The organism is Mycobacterium sp. E735 (assembly GCF_001666955.1).
Lineage (GTDB): Bacteria > Actinomycetota > Actinomycetes > Mycobacteriales > Mycobacteriaceae > Mycobacterium.
Window position 1 is genome coordinate 14,232 of sequence record NZ_LZIX01000115.1, and the last position, 18,476, is coordinate 32,707.

Here is an 18,476-nt window from a genome sequence, read left to right on the forward strand (position 1 = left end):
CCCGATGAGCTACGACGTCACCTACCGGCTGCGCAACCTCGCCTCCCGGTTGCAGGAGCCGGTCGACGACTTCGGTGAGCAGGCCTTGTTCTATGGCCAGACGGTGCGTCACATTCCCCACGCGATCACCAAGTACCGCAAAGAGACGGTCCGCCTGATCGCCGAAATGACAATGGGTGCGGGGGCGCTCGTCATGATCGGCGGCACCGTGGGCGTCGCCGCCTTCCTGACACTCGCCTCCGGCGGGGTCATCGCCGTGCAGGGTTACTCCTCGCTGGGCAACATCGGCATCGAGGCGCTGACCGGCTTCCTGTCGGCTTTCCTCAACGTCCGCGTCGTTGCGCCGGTCATCGCCGGCATCGCGCTGGCGGCCACCATCGGCGCCGGTGCCACCGCGCAGTTGGGCGCCATGCGGGTGTCGGAGGAGATCGACGCCGTCGAATGCATGGCGGTGGAATCGGTGTCCTATCTGGTGTCCACCCGATTGATCGCCGGCCTCATCGCGATCATCCCGCTGTATTCGCTGTCCGTACTCGCCGCGTTCTTCGCCGCCCGCTTCACCACGGTGTACATCAACGGGCAGTCCAAGGGTCTTTACGACCACTACTTCAATACGTTCCTCATCCCGTCGGACCTGTTGTGGTCGTTCCTGCAGGCGATCGTGATGTCCATCGCGGTGATGCTGGTCCATACCTACTACGGCTACAACGCGCACGGCGGTCCGGTCGGCGTCGGCATCGCGGTCGGCCAGGCCGTGCGAACGTCGCTGATCGTCGTCGTCGTCATCACTTTGTGCATCTCACTCGCCGTTTACGGCGCGTCCGGTAATTTCAACCTCTCCGGGTAACAGGACCGCTTAAAGGGACATGGCAGAAACAGATACGCGACGTACCTCCGTCCGGCTGGCAGCCGCGGTGCTTGCCAGCCTGTTGGTGGCGTTCGCGCTCGTCACTTACCTGTCCTACTCCGCGGCTTTCGCCTCGATCGACACGGTGACGGTGTCGGCGCCGCGGGCCGGTCTGGTGATGGAGAAGGGCGCCAAGGTCAAATACCGCGGCATCCAGATCGGCAAGGTCGAGGCGATCGACTACGCCGATGACCAGGCCCGGTTAACGCTCGGGATCAACAGCGACGACATGCATTTCATCCCCTCCAACGCGATGGTGCACATCGCGGGGAACACCATCTTCGGCGCCAAGGCGGTGGAATTCCTTCCGCCGCAAAACCCTTCGCCGACGTCGCTGCGCCCGAACGCGCACGTGGCGGCATCGGCGGTGCAGCTGGAAGTCAACACCCTGTTCCAGTCGCTGATCGACCTGCTGCACAAGATCGACCCGGTCGAACTCAACGGGACGCTGAGCGCGCTGTCCGAAGGCCTGCGCGGTCACGGGGACGACTTCGGCGGCATCTTGTCGGGCCTGAACACGCTGACGCGCCAAACCAATCCGAAACTGCCTGCACTGCAGGAGGACTTCCGCAAGGCGGCGGTGGTCGCCAACACCTACGCCGACGCCGCCCCGGATCTCAACACCGTCTTCGACAACCTGCCGACGATCAACAAGACCGTCGTCGACCAGCAGAACAACCTCAACGACACGTTGTTGGCCACGATCGGTCTGGCCAATAACGCCTACGAGACGCTGGCGCCGGCCGAACAGAACTTCATCGACGCGATCAACCGGCTGCGGGCCCCGCTGAAGGTCGCGGCCGATTATTCACCCGAATTCGGCTGCCTGTTCGCCGGGATCGAGCGCGGCATCAAGGAATTCGCGCCGCTGCTCGGTGTCCGCAAGGCGGGCCTGTTCACGTCCTCGAGCTTCGTGCTCGGCGCGCCGTCGTACACGTTCCCGGAGTCCCTGCCGATCGTCAACGCGTCCGGTGGCCCGAACTGCCGCGGGCTGCCGGACATTCCGACCAAGCAGACCGGCGGGTCGTTCTACCGCGCCCCGTTCCTGGTCACCGACAACGCCAACATCCCGTACGAGCCGTTCACGGAACTGCAGTTCGACGCGCCCTCCACACTGCAGTTCCTGTTCCACGGCGCCTTCGCGGAACGGGACGATTTCTGATGCCGGCCGGGGCCATGCCGACGCACCGCTCGATGATGATCAAGGTCAGCATCTTCGCGGTGGCCATGCTGATCGTGTCCGCGGGACTGGTGGTGGTCTTCGGCGACTTCCGGTTCGGCCCCGAAAGCACCTACCACGCAACGTTCACCGATGTGTCACGTCTGAAGGCGGGGCAGAAGGTGCGCATCGCCGGCGTGCCGGTCGGCGCGGTGTCGGGTGTGAAACTGAACCAGGACAACACCATCGACGTGACGTTCGGGCTCGACAAGCGTTATACGCTCTATTCGTCCACGCGCGCGGTGATCCGGTACGAAAACCTGGTCGGTGACCGGTATTTGGAGATCACGTCCGGGCCCGGGGAGCTGCGCAAGCTGCCGCCGGGCGGGACGATCAACACCCAGCACACCCAGCCGGCGCTGGATCTCGACGCGCTGCTCGGCGGCCTGCGGCCCGTGCTCAAGGGGCTGGACGCGGACAAGGTCAACACGATCAGCAGCGCCGTCATCGAGCTGCTGCAGGGGCAGGGCGGCGCGTTGTCCAACGTGCTCGCCGACACCAGTGCGTTCTCGTCGGCGCTGGGCCAGCGTGACCAACTCATCGGTGACGTGATCGAAAACCTCAACACGGTCCTCAAGACCGTCGATCAGCGCAGTGCTCAGTTCTCGGCCAGTGTCGACCAGTTGCAGCAGTTGATCAGCGGACTGGCCAAGAACAAAGACGACATCGCGGGCGCCATCCCGCCGCTGGCCTCCACGACGACGGATCTGACCGAGCTGCTGAAGAATTCACGCCGGCCGCTGCAGGGCATCCTGGAGAACACCCGCCCGCTGGCGACCGAACTGGACAACCGCAAGGCCGAGGTGAACAACGACGTCGAGCAGTTGGGCGAGGACTATCTGCGGCTGGCGGCGCTGGGTGCCTACGGTTCGTTCTTCAACATTTACTTCTGCTCCGTGACGATCAAGATCAACGGCCCGGCCGGTAGCGACATCTTGCTGCCGCTCGGCGGCCAGGTGGATCCCAGCAAGGGGAGGTGCGCTTTTGCCAAGTAACGCAAAGCGTGAGCGCGATCCGCTTCGCACCGGCATTTTCGGCGTGGTGCTGGTCGTGTGCGTCGTGCTCATCGCATTCGGTTACGCGGGATTGCCGTTCTGGCCTCAAGGCAAGGTCTACGACGCCTATTTCTCCGACGCCGGTGGCATCAACCCCGGCAACGCGGTGTACGTCTCGGGCTTCAAGGTGGGCAAGGTGACCTCGGTCGGCCTCGCCGGAGACAGCGCCAAGATCAGCTTCAGTGTGGATCGCCATGTCGCCGTTGGTGATCAGTCGCTGGCCGCGATCCGCACCGACACCATTCTCGGGGAGCGTTCCATCGCGGTGACCCCGGCCGGCAGCGGCAAGGGGACCACGATCCCGCTCAGTCGCACGACCACGCCGTACACCCTGGCCGGCGCGCTGGAGGATCTGGGCCAGAACGCCAACAACCTGAACAAGCCCCAGTTCGAGCAGGCGTTGAACGTGTTGACCGACACGCTGCACGACGCCACCCCCCAGCTGCGCGGCGCGCTCGACGGTGTGACGACGCTGTCGCGCACCCTGAACCGCCGCGACGAGGCGCTGCAAAGCCTTCTCGCGCATGCGAAGTCGGTGACCGGCGTGCTGTCCCAGCGCGCCGACCAAGTCAACAAGCTGGTCGACGACGGCAACGAGTTGTTCGCAGCGCTCGACGAGCGGCGGGCCGCCATCGGGCAGCTCATTTCGGGGATCCAGGGCCTGTCGGCGCAGATCTCCGGGTTCGTCGCCGACAACCGCAAGGAGTTCGGCCCGGCCCTGAGCAAGCTCAACGATGTGCTGAGCAACCTCAACGAGCGCCGCGACTACATCACCGAGGCCCTCAAACGGCTACCCACCTACGCCACCGAGCTCGGCGAGGTCGTCGGGTCCGGACCCGGATTCAACGTCAACGTCTACGGTGTGATCCCCGCGCCGTTGATCGCGACAATGTTCGACTTCTTCTACCAACCGGGCAAGATGCCGGCCAGCCTCGCGGACTACCTGCGCGGACTCATCCAAGAGCGCTGGATCATCAGGCCGAAGTCGCCATGATCAAGCGCCTCGCCGGCAGCCGGGGGCTGCGCTACACCACCGCGATCGCGCTTATCGCGGTGCTGGTGGGTGGCGTGTATGTACTGTCGTCGACCGGCAATACGCGAAGCATCGTCGGCTATTTCACGTCCGCCGTCGGCCTCTACCCCGGCGACCAGGTCCGCGTCCTCGGTGTTCCGGTGGGTCAGGTCGACACGATCGAGCCGCGGCCCTCCGACGTCAAGATCACCATGTCGGTGTCCAAGGGCGTGAAGATCCCGAAGGACGCCCAGGCGATCATCATGTCGCCGAACCTGGTGTCGGCCCGCTTCATTCAGTTGACACCGGCGTACACCGGCGGGGCGGTGCTGCCCGACGGCGGCAGCATCGGCCTGGGCCGCACCGGGGTCCCGGTGGAATGGGACGAGGTCAAAGAGTCGCTGACGAAGCTGGCTGTTCAGCTCGGGCCGACCACGGGATCGATGCAGGGTCCGTTGGGCCGGGCGATCAACCAGGCCGCGGACACCTTCAACGGCAACGGCGAGTCTTTCCACAACGCCTTGCGCGAACTCTCGCAAGCCGCTGGGCGGCTGGGTGATTCACGCAGCGACATTTTCGGGACGGTCAAGAACCTCCAGGTTCTGGTCAACGCGCTGTCGGCCAGCAACGAACAGATCGTGCAGTTCGCCGGAAACGTCGCCTCGGTGTCCCAGGTGCTCGCCGACAGCTCGCGTCACCTCGACACCACCCTGGGCACGCTCAATAAGGCGCTGTCCGACATCCGGGGTTTCCTGCACGAGAACAATTCGACCATCATCGATACCGTCAACAACCTCAACGACTTTGCCAAGACGCTGAGCGACCAGAGCGACAACATCGAGCAGGTGCTGCACGTCGCAGGCCCCGGCATCGCGAACTTCTACAACATCTACGACCCGGCGCAGGGCACGCTCAACGGCCTGTTGTCGATCCCGGAATTCGCCAACCCGGTGCAGTTCATCTGCGGTGGCTCCTTCGAAACGGCGGCCGGCCCGCGCGCTCCCGACTACTTCCGGCGCGCCGAGCTCTGCCGTGAGCGGCTCGGCCCGGTGCTGCGTCGGCTCACCGTGAACTACCCGCCGCTGATGTTCCACCCGCTCAACACGATCACCGCCTACAAGGGCCAGATCATCTATGACACCCCGGAAACCCAGGCGAAGTCGGCCACCCCGGTGCCCGAACTGACCTGGATCCCGGCCAACGGTGCCAAGACCCCGCCCGCCGCTCAGAATCCGGCGGACCTGCAGGCCCTGCTGGTTCCGACGGCACCGCAGAGCGGTCCGGCTCCCGGCCCGGCCTTGGGCAACGCCGGCCCCGCGCCCGGCCCGGCTCCCGGGAGCGCATTCGGGCCCCTACCCGGACCGCCGCCGGGCCAGGCGCCGCCGCAGGGCGACCAGGGGGGCGGCTAGATGAACCGAATGTTGTTGCGCGGCGGCGCTTTGGCGGCGGGCAGCGCGCTGCTGGCCGGCTGTCAGTTCAACGGGTTGAACTCGGTGTCGATGCCGGGCACCGCCGGGCACGGCAGCGGCGCATACTCGATCACCGTCGATCTGCCCGACGTGGCGACGCTGCCGCAGAACTCGCCGGTCATGGTGGACGACGTCACGGTCGGCAGTGTCTCCGGCATCGAGGCCGTGCAGCGCCCGGACGGTTCCTTCTATGCGGCCGTGAAATTGGGGTTGGACAAGAACGTCGTCCTGCCGGCCAACTCGACGGCGACGATCGCGCAGACGTCGCTGTTGGGTTCGATGCACGTCGACCTGGCGCGCCCGAAGGACAAACCGGCCGTCGGCCGCCTGAAAGACGGATCCAAGATCTCCGAGTCCAACACCGGCCGCTACCCCACCACCGAAGAGGTGCTGTCGGCCCTTGGTGTCGTGGTGAACAAGGGCAATGTCGGTGCGCTGGAAGAGATCACCGACGAGACCTACCAGGCCGTCGCGGGCCGGCAGGACCAATTCGTCGACCTGGTGCCCCGGCTGGCGGAACTGACCGCCGGCCTCAACCGGCAGGTCAATGACATCATCGACGCGGTCGACGGCCTGAATCGATTCTCGGCCAGCCTGGCCCGGGACAAGGACAACCTGGGCCGCGCGCTGGACACGTTGCCCGACGCGATCCGGGTGCTCAACAAGAACCGCGACCACATCGTCGAGGCGTTCTCCGCGCTGCACAAGTTGGCGAACGTCACCTCGCACATCCTCGCCAAGACCAAGGTGGACTTTGCGGCCGACCTCAAGGACCTGTACGCGGCCGCCAAAGCGCTCAACGACAACCGGAAGAACTTCGTCACCTCGCTGCAGCTCCTGCTGACGTTCCCCTTCCCCAACTTCGGTATCAAGAACGCGGTGCGCGGCGACTACCTGAACGTGTTCACCACCTTCGACCTCACCCTGCGCCGCCTCGGTGAAACCTTCTTCACCACCGCATATTTCGACCCGAACATGGCCCACATGAACGAGATCCTCAATCCGCCGGACTTTTTGGTCGGCGAGATGGCCAACCTGTCCGGACAGGCGGCCGACCCGTTCAAGATTCCGCCCGGCACGGCTTCAGGACAGTAAGGGGCGGACGTAGATGCACGACAAACTCACCAGGATCCAGCTGTGGATCTTCGCGGTGATCACAGCCATCACCCTGACCGTGATGGCGGTGTTCTACCTGCGATTGCCGTCAACGTTCGGGCTCGGAACGTATGCGGGGACGGCCGATTTCGTCGCCGGCGGCGGTCTGTACAAGAACGCCAACGTCACGTACCGCGGTGTCGCGGTCGGCCGCGTCGAGTCGGTGGGGCTCAATCCCAGCGGTGTCACCGCCGGCATGCGGCTGAACAGCGGGACGCCCATCCCGTCGAACGTCACCGCCACCGTCAAGAGCGTGTCGGCCGTCGGTGAGCAGTACATCGACCTGGTGCCACCCGGCACACCGGCGACGACCAAGTTGCGCAACGGCTTCCGCATCGAGCGGCAGAACACCCGGATCGGCCAGGACGTCGCAGACCTGCTGAAGCGGGCGGAGGCGCTGACCAACAGCCTCGGCGACACCCGGTTGCGCGAGCTGCTGCACGAGACGTTCACCGCGACCAACGGGTCGGGACCCGAGCTGGCCCGCCTGTTCGAGTCCGCCCGGTTGTTGGTCGACGAGGCCAACGCGAACTACCCGCAAGCGTCGCAGTTGATCGACCAGGCGGGCCCGTTCCTGGAAGCACAGATCCGGGCCGGGGCCGACATCAAATCGCTCTCCGACGGGCTGGCGCGGTTCACGTCGGAGGTGCGGCAGGCCGACCCGGAGCTGCGTTCGACGCTGGCCACCGCACCGGGGGCAACCGACGAGGCCAGCACGGCGTTCTCCGGTATCCGGCCGTCCTTCCCCGCGCTGGCGGCCAGCCTGGCCAACCTTGGCCGGGTGGGCGTGATCTACCACAAGTCGATCGAGCAGCTGCTGGTCGTGCTGCCGGCGCTGTTCGCCGCGATCACGACGGCCGCCGGCGGTGCGCCCCAGGACGAGGGCGCCAAGCTGGACTTCAAACTCGACCTCAACGACCCGCCGCCGTGCGCCGTCGGCTTCCTCCCACCCCCGTTGATGCGCACGCCGGCCGACGAGACGGTGCGCGAGTTGCCGAGGGACATGTACTGCAAGGTCGCCCAGAACGACCCGAGTACCGTGCGCGGCGCGCGCAACTACCCCTGCCAGGAATTCCCCGGCAAGCGGGCGCCGACCGTGCAGCTTTGCCGCGACCCCAAGGGTTACGTGCCCATCGGCCGCAACCCGTGGCGCGGTCCGCCGGTGCCGTACGACACCCCGGTGACGAACGGGCTGAACGTGTTGCCGCCCAACAAGTTCCCCTATATCCCGCCCGGCGCTGAGCCGGATCCGGGCACGCCGATCGTCGGGCCGCCGCCACCGGGCGTGGTGCCGGGGCCGGGGCCGTTGCCCAACAAGCAACCGGCATACGACCCGCCACCGCCCAACGACAACGGGCCGCCACCGCCGTTCACGTCGTGGCAGCCGCCCGGGGTCCCGCCCGTGCCGCCGCAGCTGCCGTACCCCAAGTGGCTGCCACCGCCGGCCCCGCCGGAAGGGATCAACCCCCCGCCTGCGGGCCCGGGACCGGAGAAGCCGTGGGGACCGCCGCCCGGCGGTCAACCGCAGGCCAGCGGGCCGGCGTACGCCACCTACGACGAAAAGACCGGCGCATTCAAGGACCCCGCCGGCGGCACTGGTATTTTCGCGGCCGGTGCTAGCGGCGCGTCGAGCGCCGAGAATTGGGTGGACCTGATGCTTGATCCGAGGCCGATGTAGTGGCAGTCGAGCCAACGACCACTGCGCGTGCGCGTCGTCGGGCGTCCCGTGCGGCCGGCCCGGCGAAAGCCGAATCGACCGAGTCGGCGACGGTGCAGGTCGAGGCGGCGCCGGTGCAGCCGGCCAAGCCGGTCAAGACCCTCAAGTCCCTCAAGCCGCCACCGCGGCGGCAGCCGCACCGCGCGCTGGTGGCATGGATCTCGTTCGCGGCCGCGTTGTTGGCCATCGGCGCGTTGGCCGGCTGCCTGGCCGTGCTCGTCGTCCAGCAACGGCACGCCAGCGCCCAGCAGACGCGCGACCAACGGTTCGTCGACACCGCGACGCAGACGGTGGTCAACATGTTCAGCTACAAGCAGGACAACATCGACGAGAGCGTCAACCGTTTCTACAACGGCACCAGCGGACCGCTGCGCGGAATGCTGGGCGCCAACAACAACATCGAGAATCTCAAGGGCATATTCCGCTCCACCAACGCGACGTCGGAGGCCGTCATCAACGGCGCCGCCCTCGAGGGCGTCGACAACGTCACCGACAACGCGTCCGTGCTCGTTTCGGTGCGGGTGACCGTCGCCGACATCGACGGCGTGAACAAGCCGTCCATGCCCTATCGCCTGCGGGTCATCGTGCACGAGGACGAGCAGGGACGGATGACGGGCTACGACCTGAAGTATCCCAACGGGGGCAATTGATGCGGTGGCGGCGCTGGCTGCTCGTCGTCGCGGGCTACCTTCTGATCGTGGTGTTCGTCGGGTTGTCCGCGGCGGCCGGCTGGTTCTACTGGGGGCGGGTGCAGACGCGCGGCGAGGAGGCGGCGCGGGCGGTGCTACCCGGCTTGGCCACCAAGGAGATTCCCGAGGTCTTCGCCTACGACTATCAGACGGTGGAACGCAGCCTCAGCGACGCGTACCCGCTGCTCACCCCGGACTACCGCCAGGAATTCCGGAAAAGCGCCAACGCGCAAATCATTCCGGAGGCCAAGAAGCGTGAGGTGGTCGTCCAGGCCAGCGTGGTGGGCGTGGGCGTCATGTCCGCCAAACGCGAATCGGCATCGCTGATGGTCTACATGAATCGCACCGTGACCGACAAGACGCGCCAGCCGCTATACGACGGCAGCCGGTTGCGGGTGGACTTCAAGAAGATCGGCAAGCAATGGCTGATCGCCTACATCACGCCGATCTAGTAGCACATCGCAATCCCGTTGCAGTACAACGGATAACGTTCGATCGGGCTCGGCGGCGGGCCGGTCATCTGCAGCGAGAACGGCGTTTTCGTCATTCCCGGCTGCATCCCGCAGACGGCGCCGTGCATGCTGGTGTGGGTGCCGCTCATGTTCTCGTCGCTGAACGCATACGTTTCGGTCGACGGCGCGGTGCCGCCGCCCGGACACGAAACGCCGTCTGACTTCTCGACTTTGAAGGTCCACAGCATGCTGGTCATCCGGGCCCTGCCGCTAAAGTTCTGCAGTTTGTCCGCGGGATTGATCTGCTCGGCCGTCGAACTCACGATGTTCAGCGCGCAGTTCATCGCAAACACGATCGGGTCCGAATAGTCGTTCATGTTTCGGGTTCCGGACGGCTGATCGCACAACGCCGATATCGTCCAGGTCACCCCGGAGACCCCGGCCTCGTTGTAGTTGTAGTTGCCATCCGGCGGCGGTCCCACCGCGTGCGCCGGGTCGCCGGACTCCAGCGCAATTCCAATGGCGACTGCCGAGACGATGCCGGCGCCGGCGGCCAGTCCGCGACGGAGCTTCACGATGCCCTCCCTTCCGGACCCTTCCCCTGCACCGATCCATCGAGTATCACAGCGTTTGCGCGGCAACACCATGGGTTTGCGCCGCTCACTCGCCGTCCTGTGGGTTCGCCAACGCGTCGAGGAACGACCGCGCCCACCGGTCGACGTCGTGGGCCAGCACCTGGCGCCGCATCGACCGCATCCGGCGCCTGCCCTCCTCGACGTTCTGGTTGAGCGCCGCCTCGATCGCATCCTTGACGCCGTCGAGGTCGTGCGGATTGACCAGGTAGGCCTGCCGGAGCTCGGCGGCCGCGCCGGTGAACTCGGACAGGACCAGGGCACCGCCGAGGTCGCTGCGGCAGGCGACGTACTCCTTGGCCACCAGGTTCATGCCGTCGCGCAGGGGGGTGACCAGCATGACGTCGGCGGCCACGAAGAAGGCGATCAACTCATTGCGGGGGACCGGACGGTGCAGGTAGTGCACGACCGGATGGCCGACCTCGGCGTATTCGCCGTTGATGTGGCCCACCTGGCGTTCGATGTCGTTGCGCAGGATCTGGTAGCTCTCCACGCGTTCGCGGCTCGGTGTGGCCAGCTGGACCAGCACGGTGTCATCGCGCTTCGCGCGGCCCTCCGCGAGCAGCTCGGAGAAGGCCTTCAGCCGCACATCGATGCCCTTGGTGTAGTCGAGCCGGTCGACCCCGAGCAGCACCTTGCGGGGGTTGCCCAGCTCGGCGCGGATCTCCCGGGCGCGGCGCCTGACGTCGCGGTCGCGGGCGGCCTGGTCGAGCGAACCGGAATCGATGGAGATCGGGAATGCGCCCACCCGGACGACGCGCGACCCGAGCTCGACCTCCCCGAACCGCGAGCGCACCCCGACCGAGCCGCGGGAGGTGTTGACGCCGATCAGCCGCCGGGACAAAAACAGGAAGTTCTGGGCGCCACCGGCCAGGTGGAAGCCCACCAGGTCCGCGCCGAGCAGTCCCTCGATGATCTCGGTGCGCCAGGGCAACTGCATGAACAGCTCCACCGGCGGGAAGGGGATGTGCAGGAAGAAGCCGATGGTCAGATCGGGCCGCAGCTGCCGCAGCATTTTGGGGACCAGTTGCAGCTGGTAATCCTGGACCCACACCGTCGCGCCCTCGGCGGCGGCGCGCGAGGTGGCCTCGGCGAAGCGCCGGTTGACCTCGACGTAGCGTTCCCACCATTCCCGGTGGTAGATCGGCTTGACGATGACGTCGTGGTACAGCGGCCACAGCGTGGCGTTCGAGAACCCCTCGTAGTACTGGGCGATGTCGTCGGCGCTCAACCGCACCGGGCGCAGTTCCAGGTCCTCCTGGACGATGGGCTCGTCGTCGAAGTCGGTCTCCTCTTCGGCGACGCCCGCCCAGCCGACCCACGCGCCCCGCCTGCGGCGCAGCAGCGGCTCCAGCGCGGTCACCAGACCGCCGGGGCTGCGCTTCCACGCCCGGGTGCCGTCGGAAAGCCGCTCCTGGTCTACCGGCAGCCGGTTGGCGACCACCACGAAGTCGGAATTCCCGAAGGTTGAGTCGTGCCCGTCCCCGGGAGCCATCTACGCGTCGAGTTTTGCGGGCCCAATGCCGAGCATGGACAGGAAGACGCGGCACTCGTCGGCGTCGTTCGCGTATGCCGCGACGACTCGCCTGGCCTGGCTGGCGGTGCTGTCGGCAACCGGTTCCACGTCGCCGATCTCGCCAGGGTCAGATTTCGTAGCCATGACTTAACTGTAGGTGATGGGAGGATGGGCAGGTGGGCGAGGACTTGATGTTCGGATCCCGACGGCCCACCCAACCGGGGCGCACTTACACACTGGCCGTAATGTGTAACGATGTCGGACCTGACAACGAGTGAGGTGGGCCGAATGACACTCTCAGAGCAAGCCGGTTCCCAGACGGGCAACTCCGAGGCTGACGAGTTGGTGAGCTACGAGACCCTCGACGAGGGCCGCATCGCGCGGATCTGGCTCAACCGGCCCGAAGCGCACAACGCGCAAAGCCGAGGCCTGCTGATCCAGCTCGACGAGGCGTTCCTGCGCGCCGAGGCCGACGACACCGTGCGCGTGGTGATCCTGGCGGCGCGCGGTCGCAACTTCTCCGCGGGCCACGACCTCGGCTCCGAGCTGGCGATCGCCGAGCGCAGCCAACTGCCGAGCTTCCGCATCAACGGCGGAACCCGCGATCCGATCGTGGAGAAGATCTACCTGCAGGAGTGGCACTACTTCTTCCAGAACACCTGCCGCTGGCGGGACCTGCGCAAGATCACCATCGCGCAGGTGCAGGGCAACGCGATCTCCGCGGGCCTGATGCTGATCTGGGCGTGCGACCTGATCGTCGCCGCCGACAACGCCAAGTTCAGCGACGTTGTGGCGGTGCGCTTGGGGATGCCGGGCGTCGAGTATTACGCCCACCCTTGGGAATTCGGCCCGCGCAAAGCCAAAGAGCTGCTGCTGACCGGAGATTCGCTGGACGCCGACGAGGCCTACCGCCTCGGCATGGTCTCCAAGGTGTTCCCCGTCGACGAGTTGGCCGACAAGACACTGGAATTCGCCCGGCGCATCGCCGACCGCCCCACGATGGCGGCGCTGCTCGTCAAGGACTCGGTCAACGCCGCCTCTGACGCGATGGGCTTCACCGAGGCGCTGCGGCACGCGTTCCACATCCACGAGCTAGGCCATGCGCACTGGGCGGCCCACAACGAGAACAGGTACGCGGTCGGCCTGCCGCCCGACGTCGAGGACTGGCGCAACGCCAAGCCGACGCAGGTCGCCCGGCGCGATACGCCGTAGCTTTCGTCGGCTGCTCCGGCAGGACCGACCGGTTGTCGCGCGGAGGCGGGCAAATCGTCGATCGCTTCTGATCGGGGGCCATTGGGGCCGGTGTGACGAGCACCCGTCGGAACGGCGAGTTTTCCGCGTGGTTCGATATCGAGAACCTGTTCCAGTTCGAGAGGGCGTCGCGTGCAGCTTTCATTCGAAAACCGGACGTATCTGGTCACCGGCGGTGGCAGCGGTATCGGCAAGGGCGTCGCCGCCGGCCTGGTCGCGGCGGGCGCCTCGGTGATGATCGTCGGCCGCAACCCCGACCGGCTGGCGGGGGCCGTCAGCGAGATCGAAGCGCTTCCAGGCAGCGGTTCGATCCGCTACGAGCCGACCGACGTCACCAACGAGGAGGAGGCGGCCCGAGCGGTGGACGCCGCGACGGCCTGGCACGGTCAACTGCACGGGGCGGTGCATTGCGCGGGGGGTTCGGAGACGATCGGGCCGATCACCCAGATCGACTCGGAGGGCTGGCGGCGCACCGTCGACCTCAACGTGAACGGCACCATGTACGTGCTCAAGCACGTCGCAAGGGAGCTGGTCCGCGGTGGCGGCGGCTCGTTCGTCGGCATCTCCTCTATCGCGGCCAGCAACACCCACCGTTGGTTCGGTGCCTACGGGGTCAGCAAGTCGGCCGTTGACCACATGATGCAGTTGGCCGCCGACGAGCTCGGCCCGTCCTGGGTGCGGGTCAACAGCATCCGGCCGGGCCTGATCCGCACGGATCTGGTGGCTCCGGTGTTCGCCCTGCCGGAGGTGAGCGAGGACTACCGCGCGTGCACGCCGCTGCCCCGCCCCGGTGAGGTCGAGGACGTCGCCAACCTGGCGATGTTCCTGCTCAGCGATGCCGCCTGCTACATCACCGGGCAGGTCATCAACGTGGACGGCGGGCTGATGCTGCGCCGCGGCCCCGACTATTCGGCGATGCTGGAACCCGCGTTCGGAGCCGACGGGTTACGCGGGGTCGTCTGACACCAGGCCTGCGTCCCGGTCGGCGAGCGTGGCGAGCGCCGACCAGTCCAAGTGCCCGCCGCCGGTCGCCACCAGCGTGAGGAAGCGGTCCCGCAGCAGGCTCGCGACCGGCAGTGGCACTTCCAGCTGCTCCGCGGCGGCCAGGGCCAGGCGAACGTCTTTGAGGCCCAGCTGGGCGGCGAAGCCGGCCGGCTCGAATTGCCGCCGCGCGATGAGCCCGCCGTAGGTCTGATAGGCGGGCGCGGAGAACAGCGTCGACGTGAGGATGTCCACATAGTGCTGCCTGTCGACGCCGGCCTTGGCGACCAGCGCGACGGCCTCACTGAGGCTCTCGATCACCGACGCGATGAGGAAGTTGCCGCTCAGCTTCACCAGGTTGGCGGTGTGCGGCTGCTCGGACACCACGAAGGTGCGCTGCCCGATCGCGTCGAACAACGGGGTCAGCGGCTGCAGTACCTGCGGCTCGCCTGCCGCAACCACGAAAAGCTTTGCGGCCGCGGCCGCCTCGGGCCGGCCGAACACCGGCGCAGCGGCATACCGTTGGCCGGCATCGGCGTGCGCCGCCGCCAGGCGCTCCGAGAGGGCGACGCTGATGGTGCTCGACGAGACGTGCGTGGCGCCTGGTGCCAGCGAAGCGACGACGCCGCCGTCGCCGAAGGCCACACCCTCGACGGCCCGGTCGTCGGCCAGCATCGTGAACACGACCTCGCCCTGGCACGCGTCGGCAACGGTGCGCGCCGCTGACGCGCCGGCCTGGACGAGCGGTTCCACCTTTTCGGGGGAGCGGTTGTAGACGGTGACGCGGTGGCCCGCCTGCACGAGGTTCGTGGCCATGCCCTGGCCCATCTTCCCCAGGCCGATGAATCCGATGTCCATGCCTACACTGTGCCCTTTCCGGGGCGCGGCATGGCGCGCTCCTTACGATGATGGGCACGCCTAGTGACGGGAGCGGCAGATGAAGCGACTCGAGGGCAAGCGGATCCTGGTGACCGGTGCCGCGTCGGGCATCGGGCAGGCGACCGCGCTGCGGCTGCTCGACGAGGGCGCAACGGTGGTGGCCTCCGACGTCGCGGAGGCCGGCCTGGACGCCACCCGGTCCCGGGCGGACGAGGCCGCCACCGTCGGCCGCCTCACCACCCTGCCGATGGACGTCGGCAACGAGGACTCGGTGATCGACGGCGTGTGCATGGCCGTCGAGACGCTCGGTGGCCTGGATTCGTTGGTCAATGCCGCCGGCATTCTGCGCGCGGCGCACACCCACGAGACCACCCTGGATCTCTGGAACCAGATCATCGGTGTCAACCTGACCGGCACGTTTCTCGTTGTCCGCGAAGCGCTTCCGACGCTGCTCGGGAACTCGCGCAGCACGATCGTCAACTTCAGTTCGACCTCCGCCTCGTTCGCCCACCCCTACATGGCGGCCTACGCCGCGAGCAAGGGCGGAATCCAGGCCTTCACTCATTCACTGGCGCTCGAATACGCGCGCGACGGCTTGCGCGCCGTGTGCGTGGCGCCCGGCAGCATCAAGTCCGGGATCACCGACGCGACCGGCGGGTACATCCCGAAAGACGCTGACTGGGCGCTGTTTTCGAGGCTGATGCCGATACTGCCGACCACGGTCGAGTCCAGCGGAACCGGGATGGCCGACCCGAGCGTGGTCGCCGGGGTGATCGCCATGCTGGTGTCCGAGGACGGCGCGTTCATCACCGGAACCGAAATCCGCATCGACGGGGGAACCCACGCCTGACGAAAAGGGGGCGCCCGCGCCGCTAGTTGAATGGCGGCGACCCGCCGCGCCCGGCTTCGCCGCGCTTGCGATCGCCGCTAGTTGAATGGCGGCGACCCGCCGCGCCCGGCTTCGCCGCGCTTGCGATCGCCGCTAGCAGATGGCGGCGACCCGCCGCGCCCGGCTTCGCCGCGCTTGCGATCGCCGCTAGTTAACGCAGGGCACGCCGCCGCCGTCGATCGGCTTCCCCTGATCGGGCGTCGGGTAGGTCGTGGTGGTGCCGTTGTAGTAATACGGCTTGGCCTTGCTGGACGTTGTGGTGCTTGACGTTTCGTCCGACGTGCCGTCGTCCACCGTCGACACCGAGAAGTTCGTATCGACGGTCACCCGAATGTGTCCGGGCTGGACGTTGGGATCGGGCTGACTGGGCGCGTCGAGGCCGAGCAGCTTGGCCACGTTGCGCGCGTCGGTCTCGGCCCCGACGCCGTAGGCGACGGTGCTCGCGGTCGGTTCGCCCGAGTTGCGGTCGCGGGTCTGACCGGTGGTGTAGCCGTGGTTCTGCAGCGCGTGGGATACCTCGGTCGCGAGCCCGCTCAAGCTGCCGGCATTGATCACGTCGACGACGGTCGACGGGCTGGGCTTGGCGGCCGTGGTGGCGGGCGTAGTGGTGGCAGGCGAGGCGCCGATGGCCGTCGCCACCTCGGCCTTGATCGCGGCCGGGTCGATGATGTTGACGTCCTGGCCGTCGATGTTGTCGTACCGCACCACCGGCAGCGTCCGGAACTCGACCTGGCCGCTAGAGGCAAGCGAGCCGAGCCGCTGGATCATCTCCTCGTCCCAACCGGCCGACAGCACCACATCCTTGCGCGCCACCGCCATCAGGCTCTTGAGCTTGTCCAGGTTGGTGAAGGTGCCGGCGGCCTGCAACTCCTGCATGACCGACGAGATGAACGCCTGTTGGCGGTGGGTGCGGTCCAGGTCCCCGTTTTCCAGGCCGTGGCGCTGCCGGACGAAGGACAGGGCCTGGGAGGCGTCCAGCGTCTGCCGCCCGGCCGGGAAGTCCGCGCCGGAGTACGAGTCGTAGACCGGATGGTTGAGGCAGACCTCCACCCCGCCGAGCGTCTGGGCCAGGTCGTAGAACCCGGCCAGGTTGACCTCGGCGAAGTAGTCGATGGGAACGCCGGTCAGGCTGCGCACCGCGCGCAGCGTCGCCGCCCGGCCGGCTTCACGGCCCTTGGTCTCGAGTTCCTTTTGGCTGCTGGTGCCCTGGTTGGCGAGCTTGTTTGCGACGTACTGCTTGGTGAGGCCGTACGCCTCCTTGATCTTGATGTGGTTGTATCCGGGGACCCCGTTGAAGGCCACCCAGTCGTCGCGGGGGATGGAGAAGGCGACCACTTTGTTGTCGGCACTGACGTGCACGAGGATCAGCGTGTTGGTGTTGTAGCCGCCGTCGTCGGAATCGCCTGCGTGGAGGTGCTTCAAGATCGACCAGGGTAGGTCGTTGCCGTCCTGATCCTTACGCGAGTCCAGCCCGATCAGAAGGATGTTCATGTCGTCGCCGCTGGACCGCGGGTCGTCGGGCTGCAAAGCGTTCGAGACGGTGATCCCGCCGAGCGCGCCGTGCGCGACGTAGTAACCCGCCCCGGTCAACCCCACCGCGGCCACCGAGATCAGCGCGCCCAGGGTGCGCGTCAGCCCCCTGCGGAAACGGGAGTGCTGACGGACGGCTCGGTGGCGGCGGTGGGCGCCGCCCGAGCGGGCCATCACAAACCTCTGCCCACACCCAGCGCATCACCAGGCACCGCACCGGCGGTTTGCGGCGATGTCGCTTCAAGCATGGTGTCAAGTATGCGTTAGCTTGCTGTGAAGCCCCCAATCGAGAACGCCCGCGAACCGGGCCCCGGCCGGCCGCCCGGGCACGAATTTTCCGACCCAATCTTCGCCTGACCAGCGCTTTCTAGTTGAAGCGTCGCGCGGTGGTCTCGACTAGGTCACACCGCCGCCCAGACCGACTCGAAGTCGTTACCGAGCTGGTACTGCGGCTAGCGGGCTTTGACGAGGTCGTCGCCGGATTCGTAGAAGATGGTGATGTTCGTGCCGGTCATGACCTCGGCGAGGTACACGCCCAGCGGCTCCACCTCGTAGTAGTAGTGGATGTTGCCTTGGGGGTCCACCGCCGTCGCGCACGAGAGGCCCGGCGCCCCGCATCGTTGTTTGATCGGTGCGGCCAGGACGGCGAGCACCACCAGCACGGCTATCCCGACCCTCACCGCGGCTTTGTTCAATCCTTGCTTCGCCGTGGGTGCCGGATGCATCACCGTTGGAGTGTAAGCGGCATGCCCGCCCGGGTCGGCCACGCGCAGTAGGGTTTCTCAGCTATGGCCACTGCAAACCCGGACGGCGCGCCGTCGCCGCAGACCCGGGTCGAGGTTCTGGGCAACATCGGACCCAACTGGTTCGCCTCGGTGATGGGCACCGGCATCGTGGCCATCGCCGGCGCCACCCTGCCCGTCCACGTGGTCGGGTTGCGCGCGTGGGTACGGGCCACGGTGGGGTGACGTAGCCAGTGACCGCCCACCAGGACGATCAGCGCGACGAGCAGGACGGCGGCGATCACCCAGACCACTTGGGCGAATGCGCGCAACCCGACCACGTGGACGGGCAGGGTGGCGCCGGCGATGGCCACGATGCCGGTGCCCATCACCGAGGCGAA

Annotated in this window: 18 protein-coding genes and 1 pseudogene; 12 read left to right on the top strand and 7 right to left on the bottom strand. The window is 67.1% G+C overall.

Translation table 11 applies throughout. The annotated features are described in order from the left end of the window. The first annotated feature begins 4 nt into the window (after positions 1-4). Genes A5704_RS09635 through A5704_RS09675 form a run of 9 tightly spaced genes read left to right on the top strand, consistent with a single transcriptional unit; the run spans position 5 to position 9,675 of the window. A complete protein-coding gene (locus A5704_RS09635; protein ID WP_067760385.1) occupies positions 5-847 on the top strand; it encodes an ABC transporter permease in 843 nt (280 codons plus the stop codon). A 19-nt stretch (positions 848-866) separates the two neighbouring features. Next, positions 867-2,069 carry an MCE family protein gene (locus A5704_RS09640; protein ID WP_067760383.1) on the top strand — a complete coding sequence of 401 codons (1,203 nt, stop codon included), beginning with the start codon at positions 867-869 and terminating at the stop codon, positions 2,067-2,069. After that, positions 2,069-3,121 carry a virulence factor Mce family protein gene (locus A5704_RS09645; protein WP_067760381.1) on the top strand — a complete coding sequence of 351 codons (1,053 nt, stop codon included), beginning with the start codon at positions 2,069-2,071 and terminating at the stop codon, positions 3,119-3,121. Before A5704_RS09640 ends, A5704_RS09645 begins: the two co-directional genes overlap by 1 nt. Beyond that, a complete protein-coding gene (locus A5704_RS09650) occupies positions 3,111-4,175 on the top strand; it encodes a virulence factor Mce family protein (RefSeq protein ID WP_067760379.1) in 1,065 nt (354 codons plus the stop codon). The genes A5704_RS09645 and A5704_RS09650 overlap by 11 nt, the downstream gene beginning before the upstream one ends. Further along, positions 4,172-5,602 (top strand): virulence factor Mce family protein, encoded by a 1,431-nt coding sequence (locus tag A5704_RS09655; protein ID WP_067888717.1) that lies wholly within the window; start codon positions 4,172-4,174, stop codon positions 5,600-5,602. Before A5704_RS09650 ends, A5704_RS09655 begins: the two co-directional genes overlap by 4 nt. Beyond that, positions 5,603-6,757 carry a virulence factor Mce family protein gene (locus tag A5704_RS09660; RefSeq protein WP_067888720.1) on the top strand — a complete coding sequence of 385 codons (1,155 nt, stop codon included), beginning with the start codon at positions 5,603-5,605 and terminating at the stop codon, positions 6,755-6,757. It begins immediately after the preceding gene. A 13-nt stretch (positions 6,758-6,770) separates the two neighbouring features. After that, positions 6,771-8,495: a virulence factor Mce family protein gene (locus A5704_RS09665; RefSeq protein WP_067760373.1), complete on the top strand. Its 1,725-nt coding sequence runs from the start codon at positions 6,771-6,773 to the stop codon at positions 8,493-8,495. Then, entirely contained in the window at positions 8,495-9,184 is a 690-nt protein-coding gene (locus A5704_RS09670; protein ID WP_067888722.1) for a mammalian cell entry protein, read from the top strand. Before A5704_RS09665 ends, A5704_RS09670 begins: the two co-directional genes overlap by 1 nt. Beyond that, complete coding sequence (locus A5704_RS09675; protein ID WP_067760369.1) at positions 9,184-9,675, top strand: mammalian cell entry protein; 492 nt, start codon at positions 9,184-9,186, stop codon at positions 9,673-9,675. Before A5704_RS09670 ends, A5704_RS09675 begins: the two co-directional genes overlap by 1 nt. On the opposite strand, the gene A5704_RS09680 is transcribed toward A5704_RS09675, so the two are convergent. The 3 genes from A5704_RS09680 to A5704_RS28290 all read right to left on the bottom strand — a co-directional run bounded on the left by A5704_RS09680 (position 9,672) and on the right by A5704_RS28290 (position 11,967). Further along, entirely contained in the window at positions 9,672-10,250 is a 579-nt protein-coding gene (locus A5704_RS09680) for a hypothetical protein (RefSeq protein WP_067784345.1), read from the bottom strand. The genes A5704_RS09675 and A5704_RS09680 overlap by 4 nt on opposite strands. Positions 10,251-10,335: 85 nt before the next feature. Then, positions 10,336-11,802, bottom strand: coding sequence for a trehalose-6-phosphate synthase (locus A5704_RS09685; protein ID WP_067760364.1), 1,467 nt, complete (start codon positions 11,800-11,802; stop codon positions 10,336-10,338). Continuing rightward, a complete protein-coding gene (locus A5704_RS28290; protein WP_102419489.1) occupies positions 11,803-11,967 on the bottom strand; it encodes a hypothetical protein in 165 nt (54 codons plus the stop codon). It lies immediately after the preceding gene. Positions 11,968-12,111: 144 nt separating this feature from the next. On the opposite strand from A5704_RS28290, the gene A5704_RS09690 reads away from it, so the two are divergent. Together A5704_RS09690 and A5704_RS09695 are read left to right on the top strand one after the other, a co-directional pair. Next, complete coding sequence (locus A5704_RS09690; protein WP_067760363.1) at positions 12,112-13,035, top strand: enoyl-CoA hydratase; 924 nt, start codon at positions 12,112-12,114, stop codon at positions 13,033-13,035. A gap of 171 nt (positions 13,036-13,206) precedes the next feature. Then, positions 13,207-14,037 carry an SDR family oxidoreductase gene (locus tag A5704_RS09695; RefSeq protein WP_067760361.1) on the top strand — a complete coding sequence of 277 codons (831 nt, stop codon included), beginning with the start codon at positions 13,207-13,209 and terminating at the stop codon, positions 14,035-14,037. On the opposite strand, the gene A5704_RS09700 is transcribed toward A5704_RS09695, so the two are convergent. Beyond that, complete coding sequence (locus A5704_RS09700) at positions 14,020-14,913, bottom strand: NAD(P)-dependent oxidoreductase (RefSeq protein WP_067888725.1); 894 nt, start codon at positions 14,911-14,913, stop codon at positions 14,020-14,022. The two genes, A5704_RS09695 and A5704_RS09700, sit on opposite strands and share 18 nt — an antisense overlap. A 79-nt stretch (positions 14,914-14,992) precedes the next feature. Between A5704_RS09700 and A5704_RS09705 the strand changes: the two genes are divergently transcribed. Next, entirely contained in the window at positions 14,993-15,784 is a 792-nt protein-coding gene (locus A5704_RS09705) for an SDR family NAD(P)-dependent oxidoreductase (RefSeq protein WP_067888728.1), read from the top strand. Between the two features lie 186 nt (positions 15,785-15,970). Here A5704_RS09705 and A5704_RS09710 read toward each other — a convergent pair whose 3' ends face one another. The 3 genes and pseudogenes from A5704_RS09710 to A5704_RS27565 form a co-directional block, all read right to left on the bottom strand. Then, a complete protein-coding gene (locus A5704_RS09710) occupies positions 15,971-17,527 on the bottom strand; it encodes an LCP family protein (protein ID WP_067760355.1) in 1,557 nt (518 codons plus the stop codon). Positions 17,528-17,805: 278 nt separating this feature from the next. Further along, entirely contained in the window at positions 17,806-18,078 is a 273-nt protein-coding gene (locus tag A5704_RS09715) for a hypothetical protein (protein WP_197499181.1), read from the bottom strand. Positions 18,079-18,200: 122 nt separating this feature from the next. Further along, a pseudogene (locus tag A5704_RS27565) lies at positions 18,201-18,476 on the bottom strand (C4-dicarboxylate ABC transporter); the annotation flags it as partial.

What these genes read in the sequence shown, in the direction of transcription:
- A5704_RS09645 (WP_067760381.1), top strand. Translation starts at nt 2,069, where the DNA reads ATGCCGGCCGGGGCCATGCCGACGCACCGCTCGATGATGATCAAGGTC.
- A5704_RS28290 (WP_102419489.1), bottom strand. Translation starts at nt 11,967, where the DNA reads ATGGCTACGAAATCTGACCCTGGCGAGATCGGCGACGTGGAACCGGTT.
- A5704_RS09710 (WP_067760355.1), bottom strand. Translation starts at nt 17,527, where the DNA reads ATGGCCCGCTCGGGCGGCGCCCACCGCCGCCACCGAGCCGTCCGTCAG.
- A5704_RS09640 (WP_067760383.1), top strand. Translation starts at nt 867, where the DNA reads ATGGCAGAAACAGATACGCGACGTACCTCCGTCCGGCTGGCAGCCGCG.
- A5704_RS09675 (WP_067760369.1), top strand. Translation starts at nt 9,184, where the DNA reads ATGCGGTGGCGGCGCTGGCTGCTCGTCGTCGCGGGCTACCTTCTGATC.
- A5704_RS09705 (WP_067888728.1), top strand. Translation starts at nt 14,993, where the DNA reads ATGAAGCGACTCGAGGGCAAGCGGATCCTGGTGACCGGTGCCGCGTCG.
- A5704_RS09665 (WP_067760373.1), top strand. Translation starts at nt 6,771, where the DNA reads ATGCACGACAAACTCACCAGGATCCAGCTGTGGATCTTCGCGGTGATC.
- A5704_RS09655 (WP_067888717.1), top strand. Translation starts at nt 4,172, where the DNA reads ATGATCAAGCGCCTCGCCGGCAGCCGGGGGCTGCGCTACACCACCGCG.
- A5704_RS09660 (WP_067888720.1), top strand. Translation starts at nt 5,603, where the DNA reads ATGAACCGAATGTTGTTGCGCGGCGGCGCTTTGGCGGCGGGCAGCGCG.
- A5704_RS09685 (WP_067760364.1), bottom strand. Translation starts at nt 11,802, where the DNA reads ATGGCTCCCGGGGACGGGCACGACTCAACCTTCGGGAATTCCGACTTC.
- A5704_RS09635 (WP_067760385.1), top strand. Translation starts at nt 5, where the DNA reads ATGAGCTACGACGTCACCTACCGGCTGCGCAACCTCGCCTCCCGGTTG.
- A5704_RS09715 (WP_197499181.1), bottom strand. Translation starts at nt 18,078, where the DNA reads ATGCATCCGGCACCCACGGCGAAGCAAGGATTGAACAAAGCCGCGGTG.
- A5704_RS09700 (WP_067888725.1), bottom strand. Translation starts at nt 14,913, where the DNA reads ATGGACATCGGATTCATCGGCCTGGGGAAGATGGGCCAGGGCATGGCC.
- A5704_RS09690 (WP_067760363.1), top strand. Translation starts at nt 12,112, where the DNA reads ATGACACTCTCAGAGCAAGCCGGTTCCCAGACGGGCAACTCCGAGGCT.